This window comes from uncultured Aureimonas sp. (assembly GCF_913775355.1).
Taxonomy (GTDB): Bacteria; Pseudomonadota; Alphaproteobacteria; order Rhizobiales; family Rhizobiaceae; genus Aureimonas.
The window spans coordinates 1-8,570 of the sequence record NZ_CAJYIU010000018.1; the positions used below are offsets into that span (position 1 = coordinate 1).

At 69.8% G+C, this 8,570-nt stretch carries 12 protein-coding genes and 1 pseudogene; 6 read left to right on the forward strand and 7 right to left on the reverse strand.

What is annotated here, in order from left to right:
* Positions 1–207: pseudogene (locus tag QZ753_RS01305) on the forward strand (polyhydroxyalkanoate synthesis repressor PhaR); the annotation flags it as partial.
* Positions 208–330: 123 nt separating this feature from the next.
* Here the strand turns inward: QZ753_RS01305 and rpmF are convergent.
* Both rpmF and mtgA read right to left on the reverse strand, forming a co-directional pair.
* Positions 331–516 (reverse strand): 50S ribosomal protein L32, encoded by a 186-nt coding sequence (gene rpmF / locus QZ753_RS01310; protein WP_090966598.1) that lies wholly within the window; start codon positions 514–516, stop codon positions 331–333.
* 230 nt (positions 517–746) lie between these two features.
* Entirely contained in the window at positions 747–1,430 is a 684-nt protein-coding gene (mtgA, locus tag QZ753_RS01315; protein ID WP_294640504.1) for a monofunctional biosynthetic peptidoglycan transglycosylase, read from the reverse strand.
* 157 nt (positions 1,431–1,587) lie between these two features.
* On the opposite strand from mtgA, the gene QZ753_RS01320 reads away from it, so the two are divergent.
* From QZ753_RS01320 to QZ753_RS01330, 3 genes are read left to right on the forward strand one after another with little or no spacing between them, the layout of a single operon-like run.
* Positions 1,588–2,502, forward strand: a complete 915-nt coding sequence (locus tag QZ753_RS01320) for a polyprenyl synthetase family protein (protein ID WP_294640505.1) — start codon at positions 1,588–1,590, stop codon at positions 2,500–2,502.
* On the forward strand, positions 2,499–3,200 hold the full coding sequence (locus QZ753_RS01325; protein ID WP_294640507.1) for an AzlC family ABC transporter permease: 702 nt from the start codon (positions 2,499–2,501) through the stop codon (positions 3,198–3,200). The genes QZ753_RS01320 and QZ753_RS01325 overlap by 4 nt, the downstream gene beginning before the upstream one ends.
* Positions 3,197–3,493: an AzlD family protein gene (locus tag QZ753_RS01330; protein ID WP_294640509.1), complete on the forward strand. Its 297-nt coding sequence runs from the start codon at positions 3,197–3,199 to the stop codon at positions 3,491–3,493. The genes QZ753_RS01325 and QZ753_RS01330 overlap by 4 nt, the downstream gene beginning before the upstream one ends.
* Here the strand turns inward: QZ753_RS01330 and QZ753_RS01335 are convergent.
* Genes QZ753_RS01335 through ispG form a run of 3 tightly spaced genes read right to left on the reverse strand, consistent with a single transcriptional unit; the run spans position 3,490 to position 6,061 of the window.
* The gene (locus tag QZ753_RS01335) at positions 3,490–3,945 is read right to left on the reverse strand and encodes a GNAT family N-acetyltransferase (protein WP_294640511.1); all 456 of its coding nucleotides are present in this window, start codon (positions 3,943–3,945) and stop codon (positions 3,490–3,492) included. The two genes, QZ753_RS01330 and QZ753_RS01335, sit on opposite strands and share 4 nt — an antisense overlap.
* Positions 3,946–3,950: 5 nt before the next feature.
* A complete protein-coding gene (locus QZ753_RS01340; RefSeq protein ID WP_294640513.1) occupies positions 3,951–4,799 on the reverse strand; it encodes a transglycosylase SLT domain-containing protein in 849 nt (282 codons plus the stop codon).
* Positions 4,796–6,061 carry a flavodoxin-dependent (E)-4-hydroxy-3-methylbut-2-enyl-diphosphate synthase gene (gene ispG, locus QZ753_RS01345; RefSeq protein WP_294640516.1) on the reverse strand — a complete coding sequence of 422 codons (1,266 nt, stop codon included), beginning with the start codon at positions 6,059–6,061 and terminating at the stop codon, positions 4,796–4,798. The genes QZ753_RS01340 and ispG overlap by 4 nt, the downstream gene beginning before the upstream one ends.
* 205 nt (positions 6,062–6,266) lie before the next feature.
* On the opposite strand from ispG, the gene QZ753_RS01350 reads away from it, so the two are divergent.
* Together QZ753_RS01350 and QZ753_RS01355 are read left to right on the forward strand one after the other, a co-directional pair.
* Positions 6,267–6,425, forward strand: coding sequence for a hypothetical protein (locus tag QZ753_RS01350; RefSeq protein WP_294640519.1), 159 nt, complete (start codon positions 6,267–6,269; stop codon positions 6,423–6,425).
* 88 nt (positions 6,426–6,513) lie between these two features.
* A complete protein-coding gene (locus tag QZ753_RS01355) occupies positions 6,514–6,672 on the forward strand; it encodes a DUF3309 family protein (protein WP_294640521.1) in 159 nt (52 codons plus the stop codon).
* A gap of 29 nt (positions 6,673–6,701) precedes the next feature.
* On the opposite strand, the gene QZ753_RS01360 is transcribed toward QZ753_RS01355, so the two are convergent.
* Both QZ753_RS01360 and QZ753_RS01365 read right to left on the reverse strand, forming a co-directional pair.
* On the reverse strand, positions 6,702–7,913 hold the full coding sequence (locus QZ753_RS01360) for an MFS transporter (protein ID WP_294640523.1): 1,212 nt from the start codon (positions 7,911–7,913) through the stop codon (positions 6,702–6,704).
* A partial coding sequence (locus tag QZ753_RS01365) for a DeoR/GlpR family DNA-binding transcription regulator (RefSeq protein ID WP_294640525.1) occupies positions 7,910–8,570 on the reverse strand: 661 nt, incomplete at its 5' end. The genes QZ753_RS01365 and QZ753_RS01360, both read right to left, overlap by 4 nt.

Sequence of the window (8,570 nt, forward strand, 5' to 3'; positions counted from 1 at the left end):
CGCAACACCGAGATGTTCCGCGAGGCGATGGCCGTGTTCAACCCGTTCATGGCCAATGCGCTCGGCACGGCGGCCGAGGCCGTCAAGGGCGCCGCACCCAAGCCGACCGCCCCGCCCGCGCCGACGCAGGACGACCTGACGGCGATGCGCGACCAGCTGGCCGAGATGCAGCGCCGTCTCGAGGCGCTGGACGCCAAGAAGGGCTGAGGCTCTCCGGCCCGGCGCTTACCGTGCGCGTCGGGCCCGCTCCCATGAAAAAAGGCCGGCGCGCGAGGCGACCGGCCCTTTTTCATGTCGGCGGCGCCCGCTCGGGGCGCCGGCCGAAACGGATCAGGCGTTTTCCTTGACCGTCAGGATCTGCTTGCCGCGATACATGCCCGTCTTCAGGTCGATGTGGTGCGGACGGCGCAGCTCACCGGAGTTCTTATCCTCGATGTAGGTCGGCGCGGTGAGCGCGTCGGCCGAACGGCGCATGCCGCGCTTGGAGGGGGAAGTCTTTCGCTTGGGGACGGCCATCGGTCTCTCCGTTCAGGTCGCCGGCGCGAATTCCCGAAGGAGCGTCGCGCCGTTCAAGTGGTTCATCTGTGGCGAGCCGGCGGCGCACCGTGCGCCCGGCCCTTCCCGAACCGACGACCGGCGGCCGACCCTTGACGAGGATCGATCCTGCCCTTCGCACTGACGGGAAATCGAGGGTCGCATAGCAAACCCGGCCCGGTTTGCAAAGGGGAGGCTGCCGAAATCGCGGCTCACACCCCGTCGATGCAGCCGATATAGTCGCCCGACGCGCGCGCCCGCGCCTCGACGGTGCCGGCCAGCCGGCGCAGTCCGGCCGACGGATTGGCGGGATCGCGCGTCAGCGGCGAGGGCAGCGCGACGGCGAGCAGCGCCGCCTGCCGGGCGCTGAGTTCGGAGGCCGGCTTGTTGAAGTAGTAGCGCGAGGCCGCGCCGATTCCGTAGATGCCGTTCCCCCATTCGGCGATGTTGAGATAGAGCTCCATCGTCCGGCTCTTCGACCAGATGAGGTCCGCGTAGAGCGCCAGCGGCAGCTCCAGCCCCTTTCGCAGGTAGGACCGGCCGTTCCAGAGGAACAGGTTCTTCACCGTCTGCATCGGAATCGTCGAGGCGCCGCGACTGGCCTCCCCGTCGCCGATCGCCTGGTCGACGACGCTGCGCATCGCGGTCCAGTCGACCCCGCCGTGGAAGCAGTATTGGCCGTCCTCCGACATCATCACCGAGCGCACGAGGACGGGCGCGATCTTCTCCAGCGGCGTCCACTCCCGCTCGAACGGCTGGAAGCTGAAATGCTCGGCGAGCATCAGCGTCGAGACGGGGCGCACGAACGGCAGGGCGTAGATCGGCACCAGCACCAGCGGAATGGCGGCCAGAAGCACGATCGCGAACGCGGCGGCATGGAGCATGCGTCGGATCATTCGCGTCCTGTCTCGGTGCCGGAGTCGCGATCCCCCCTCGGGCTCGCCTCCCCTCTTAGCAAAGGCTGGGAAAGCGCGGCAACAAGTCCGCTTTCCCCTTGCCGCCGCGGGCGAGGATGGGCACACACGTCCTCGCGAGCGACAGGAGACATGTGGAATGAGCTTGAGCGTCGACCCCGCCTTCGAGGCGCGCCTCGGCCGGGCCGCCGCCCGCACGGAAGACGGCCTGACCACGGCGCTTTCGGGCACCTCCACCCTCCTCGCCGGTGCGCCCGAGCGACTGCTCGCAGCGATGCGGCACGGGTCGCTCGACGGCGGCAAGCGGCTCCGCCCCTTTCTTGTGGAAGAATCGGCCGCGCTGTTCGGCGCGGATGCCGCACAGGCCGCGCCGGTCGCACAGGCGCTGGAATGCATCCACTGCTACTCGCTGATCCATGACGATCTGCCGGCGATGGACGACGACGATCTGCGTCGCGGTCGTCCCACCGTTCACAAGGCCTTCGACGAGGCGACCGCGATTCTTGCCGGCGACGCGCTTCTGACGCTCGCCTTCGGCCTCGTCGCCGAGGGCGACGGCGGGATCGAGCCCGCCGCCCGTCTCGCGCTGATTCACCTTCTGTCGCGCGAGGCGGGCGCCGCCGGCATGGCGGGCGGACAGGCGCTGGATCTTGCCGCCGAGACCACGACCCTCGACGAGGCCGAGATCGCCCGCATGCAGGCGATGAAGACCGGCGCGCTGATCGCATTCGCGACCGAGGCCGGCGCGATCCTCGCCGGTGCCTCGCCCGCCGACCGCCGCGTGCTGCGCCGCTACGGCGAGATCGTCGGCCTCGCGTTCCAGCTCGCCGACGATCTTCTCGACGAGACGGCGGATGCCGCGACGCTCGGCAAGGCGGCGGGCAAGGACGCGGCACGCGGAAAGAAGACCCTGCCTGCGCTCCGCGGCATCGCGTGGACGCGCGCCAAACTCGAACGGCTCGTCGCCGAGGCGGAGGGCCTCCTCGAACCCTTCGGCGAGCGTGCGGAGACGCTGCGGGCCACAGCGCGTTTCGTCGCCCGGCGCAGCAAATGACTCTCGAGGCGCAGTGCGGCGAGGTCGCGGCGGCCCTCACCGAGGTCCTGCCCGTCCTCATCGCCATCGTGCCGTTCGGCATGGTGTTCGGCGCACTGGCGATCGACGCCGGGCTGACGGCCTTCCAGGCGATGGGCTTCTCGGCGGCGATCTATGCCGGCGCCTCGCAGCTCGTCATCCTCCAGCTCGTGGCGCTCGGCACGCCGCTCTGGTCGATCCTCGTCGCCGTCGTCGCGCTCAACTTCCGCCACGTCCTCTATTCGGCTTCGGTCGGCCGCAAGCTCGGCCGCTTCAACGCGGGCGAGAAGGCCCTCGCCTTCTATCTCCTCGTGGACCCGACCTTCGCGGCCGCCGAGGAGCGTGCGGCGCACCGCACGCTCACCAAGCGCTTCTATTTTACCTACGGCGCGACGCTCTACGTCGCCTGGCTCCTGTCGACCTATGCCGGCATCGTCTTCGGCAAGCTGATCGGCGACCAGCGGGCGATCGGGCTCGACGTGCTGCTGCCGATCTACTTCCTCGCCCTGACGCTCGGCTTCCGTCGACGCGACGGCTTCCTCACCGTCTTCGCCGTTTCGGCGATCACCTCGGTCGTGGTCTACCTGACGCTCGGCTCGCCCTGGCACGTCACGCTCGGCGGCCTTGCCGGCATTCTCGCGGCCGTGCTGCGCACCCCGGACGAGCGGCCCGCGCCATGAGCGATATCTGGCTTCTCGCCCTCCTCGCAGCGGTCCTCACCTACGGCACGCGCGTCGCCGGCCATCTCGTGCTGTCGCGCTTCGAGCGCATCCCGCCGCGCGTCGAGGCCGCGCTCGACGCGGTCCCGTCCGCGATGCTGATCACCATCGTCACGCCGGTCTTCGTCGACGGCGGCTGGCTGGAGCGACTGGTGATCGTCGCGGCCGGACTCCTGTCGCTTCGCCTGTCGGTGCTGGCGAGCGTGACCATCGGTGTCGTCGCCATGGCGCTCCTGCGCCATGTCGGGCTTTAGGCGCCGGGCTGCCAGCCGTAGACCACGATCGGATCGCCGAAGCGCGGATGGGTCTCGTGCCGCAGGAGCCGCAAGCCGGCCGCCTCGTAGAAGCGGCAGGCGCGCGGATTGGTCGGCCGGGTGAAGAGCGTGAAGCCCTCCGGCATTTCGCGCTTCACCGCATCGAGCAGGCATCGCCCGACCCCGCCCCCGAGAAGACCGGGACGGACGAACAGCTGATCGAGCACCCGCTCCCCGGGCATCATCGCGGCAAAGCCCACCGCTTCGCCGTCCTGTTCGGCGACGATGATGCGGCAGGCCGGCATGAGTTCGTGCTCGAAGCGCCAACGCATCGCCTCGGGCGCAGGCAGCGTGGCCGGCCCCACGCCGGGAAGGCTGGCGCTCGCGTGCCAGATGACGGCGAGAGCGTCGGTGTCGTCCGGCCGGATGTCGCGAAGACCGATTGCTTCCACGCCGGCTACCGGTTTCGGGTGACGACGCACGAGCCGCCGACGCCGCGATACTTGTTGCAGAAGCTTTCCGCCTCGCGCCGCGAATCGGCGCCGATGCGCACAGCGGTAATCCGGCGCGGGCCGGAGATCGGGCGCGCCCGCATCACGATCGGCTCGACGCCGCCGAGAACGGCGGGATACTGGTCCTGCAGCTTGCGATAGATGCGCACCGCGATCGCCTCGTTGGGATGGCCCGCCACCTGCGCCCCCCAGGGGCGCATCGGCGCGCTTTCGGCCACCGCGAACACGGCACGGGTCGGCAGGATGGGCAGGCGGCGGCAGGCGAGCGCGAACTCGAGATCGGCGACCAGCGGCTTCACCTCCGCCTCGCGCTTCTCCTCGCGGAACCAGGCGGCCGGCTGGGCGGTGATCGACAGAACGTAGTCCTCGGTCTCGTAGGGAAGCCGCCCGCCCGACGCCATCCAGCGCTTCACGCGGTTGATGCCGCCGTTGTAGGCGGCCGCCGCAAGGCCCCAGGAGCCGAGTTCGGCGCGCAGGTCACGCAGATATTCGGCCGAGTGCCGCAGCGCCTGCTCCTTGTCGTAGGGGTCGGAGAGCCCCCGCTCGCGGGCGGTGTAGGGCATGAACTGGGCGATGCCCTGCGCGCCGACGGGCGAGCGCGCGCCCTCGTCGAAGCGCGACTCCTTCCAGATCAGGCGGGCGAAGAAGTCGGGCGCCATGCCGACCGCCGACGCGTTCTCGGCGATGAGATCGCAGATGCGGCCGACGCGTGGGTCCGCCTTCGGCTCGGCCGCCCCGGCCGGGGCAAGAGCGAAGACGACCGCGACGAGAGCGAGAGCGAGGCGTCGGATCATTCCGCCGCGGCGGGCCGACCGAAGCGGCGGTCGATATAGGCGAGCACCATCTCGTGGAAGTCCCGCGCGATGTTGGGCCCGCGCAGCGTCGCGACCTTCTCGCCGTCCATGTAGACCGGCGCCGAGGGGACCTCCGCCGTTCCGGGTAGCGAAATGCCGATGTCGGCGTGCTTGGATTCGCCGGGGCCGTTCACGATGCAGCCCATGACCGCGACCGACAGCGCCTCGACGCCGGGATAACGCTCGCGCCATACCGGCATGTTGACGCGGATATCGGTCTGGATCGTCTCGGCGAGTTCCTGGAACAGCGTCGAGGTCGTGCGCCCGCAGCCGGGACAGGCCGCGACGATCGGGATGAACTGGCGGAAGCCCATGGTCTGCAGGATCTCCTGCGCGACCTGAACTTCCTTCGTGCGGTCGCCGCCGGGCTCGGGCGTCAGCGACACGCGGATCGTGTCGCCGATACCCTCCTGCAGGAGGATGCCGAGCGCGGCCGAGGAGGCCACGATGCCCTTCGAGCCCATGCCCGCCTCGGTCAGGCCGAGATGCAGCGCATGGTCGGTGCGGCGCGACAGGTCGCGATAGACGGCGATGAGGTCCTGCACGTTCGAGACCTTGGCCGAGAGGATGATCTTCTCTTTCGCAAGGCCCGTCTCCTCGGCGAGCGCCGCGGAATGAAGCGCCGACTGGATGATCGATTCGCGCATCACCGCGCGCGCGCCGAGCGGCTGGGCGAGCTTCGAGTTCTCGTCCATCAGCCGCGTCAGGAGCTCCTGGTCGAGCGAGCCCCAGTTGACGCCGATGCGCACCGGCTTGTCGTGCCGGATCGCCGTCTCGATGATTTCGACGAACTGCCGATCCTTCTTGTCCTTGAAGCCGACATTGCCCGGATTGATCCGGTACTTGGCCAGCGCCGCGGCGCAGTCCGGATGGTCGGCGAGGAGCTTGTGGCCGATATAGTGGAAGTCGCCGACGAGCGGCACGTCGATCCCCAGCCGCTCCAGCCGGTCGCGGATGCGCGGCACGGCGGCGGCCGACTCGTTGCGGTCCACCGTGATGCGAACGATCTCGGACCCCGCCTTGGCGAGCTGCGCCACCTGCGCCACGGTCGCGTCGATATCGGCCGTGTCGGTGTTCGTCATCGACTGGACGACGACCGGGGCCGGACCGCCGACCACCACGCCGCCGACGGACACGCCCACGGTGCGGCGGCGCGGCAGGGGATCGGCCAGAACCGGTTCGACGGGGGCTTGGAGCGTCATCGGGGCTCGTCTCGCGGATCGTCAGAGGAGGCCGGGCGGCGTGTCCGCGCCGGCTCGAAGTCGACAGCTATATCGCCGTTCGGCGATGCCATGAAAAGAGGATCATCGTGTCGCGACCGTGACAACCGCATCGCCCCGGCTTGCGAGGGCGGCGGTTCGCCCCTATCCCGGCCGCGAACCCTGCAACCCTTGCCCTGGACCCCTCATGACGCCCGGCGCCGCCCTTGCCCTCTTCGCGCTTCTGATGTTCGCCGCGCTCGTTCCGGTCTGGCCGTGGTCTCGCGGCTGGAGCTGGCGTCCGGCGATCGCCTTCGGCGTCCTCTTCACCGTCGCCGTCATGGCATGGGTCACGGTGCTCATCTGAATCATGACGAACGTGTGACGAAACCTGGGAACGGCTGTGACGATAACGTCGTTGTGATGGCGTCACGTCGCGCGTCAAGGAGTCGCACATGTCTCTCGGCACCATCCTCCTCATCATCCTGGTCCTGCTTCTGATCGGCGCCTTTCCGGGCTGGGGTTACTCCCGCTCCTGGGGATACGGTCCGAGCGGCATCCTCGGCTTCCTGCTGGTGGTCGTCTTGATCCTGTTCCTCCTCGGACGGATCTGACCGACACCGACGACACCCGCCGGCGTCCGTCAGGACGCCGGCGGCCCGTCCGCCCCGCTGGTCAGCGGCGAGAGGGCGAGGATGCCGACGAGGCAAAGGCTAAGGCCGAGAAATACGGCCTGGAAGCCGAAGTGCTCGGCGAGATAGCCGATCGCCGACGGTGCGATCAGGATGCCGGAATAGCCGATGGTGGTGGCCATCGAGATGCCGACGCCAGGCTTCAGGCCCGGCACATTGCCGGCGGCCGAAAAGGCGATCGGGGCGATGTTGGAGAGGCCGATCCCGAGAAGCGCGAAGCCGAGGATCGCAACGCCGAGATTGGGCGCGAAACCGACGATCAGAAGCGCGCCGATGCCGGCAAGCGCCGAGAGCCGCAGGGTGCGCACGGCGCCGAGACGGTCGCGGATGCCATCGCCGAGGAACCGGAACAGCGCCATGACCGCCGAGAACGCGGCAAAGGCGAAGCCCGAGACCGCGACGTCGACTCCCAGTTCGGAGCGCAGGTAGATCGCGCTCCAGTCGATCGTCGCGCCTTCCGGCACCATGCCGAACAGGGCACAGATGCCGATGCCGAGGACGGCAAGACGCGCGGCCGAGGGTGCCGCAGGCCCCGCCCCCGTCTCGCCGGCCGGGGTTGCCGCATCGGCCAGTTCGCGGTCCTCGAACATGGCGCGGCCGATTGGCCAGAGGGCCACCAGCAGCACCGCGGCCACGAAGACGAAGTGCCCGACCGGCCCCAGCGTCACGATCAGGAAGCCCCCGGTCGCGGCCCCGATGAAACCACCGACCGACCAGAACCCGTGGCAGGACGACATGATCGCGCGCGGGCGCTGGCGCTCGACCGACACGGCGTTGGCGTTCATCGCGACGTCCATGCCGCCCATCGACGCCCCGAAGAGGAGGATGGCGAGCGCGGCGACCGGAACGTTCGGGGCGAGCACGAGGAGCGGCAGCGACAGCGCGAGGATCGCGTGCATCACGAGCGTCGCGCGGCGCGAGCCGTAGCGCGCGGTGGCGGCGCCGAGCAGCGGCATCGCCACCACGGCCCCGATGCCGAAGGCAAGGATCATGAGCCCGAGATAGGCCTCCGACAGGCCGAGCCGCTGCTGGAAGAGCGGGATCTGCGGCGTCCAGTTGCCGAGGACGAAGCCGTTGGCGAGAAAGGCGCCGGAGACGGCCAGCCGCTCGCGCGGCCAGGCGTCGCGCCAGGAGGCGGGGCGGCGAAGGAGTTCAGCGGTCATCGGGCCGTCCTCGCCGGCTTGCGCGAGCCGGATGCGGTGGCGGCGCGCGTGATCGGGATGCCCAGCGCCTCGAAGGGGCGAAGGACTTGCGGGGAGCAGTCGTGTTCGACGAAGAGGCGCGCACGCCGGTCGATCGGGGCGACGAAGAAGGACGCGGCGGTGCCGATCTTCTCGCTGGTGGCGGCCAGCACGATCTCGCCCGCCCGCGACGCCAGAAGCGACTTCAGATCGGCCTCCTCCAGATCGTGCGAGGTCACGCCGGCTTCCGCGTCGACGCCACAGACGCCGAGCACCAGAACGGACGGTCGCATCCGCTCGGCCTCGCGCAGCGTCTGGCTCCCGAGGCAGGCGCCGCTGCCGGGGTCCAGCCGTCCGCCGAGAAGCACCACCGACAGGCCGGACTTGTCCTGAAGGGCGCAGGCGATCGACGGGGCGTTGGTGATGACGGTCATGCCGGAATCGGGCGGCAGCGCCTCGGCCACCGCCAGATTGGTCGAGCCGGCGTCGATGAAGACGGACGAACCCGGCAGAAGCGTGCGCGCGATCGCATGACCCAGCATCGCCTTGCGGTCCTGCGCCTGCATCCGCCGCGTGTTCAGCGATCCGTCGAGCGGCGCGGCCGGCAGGGCGCCGCCATAGACGCGACGGCATTCGTCG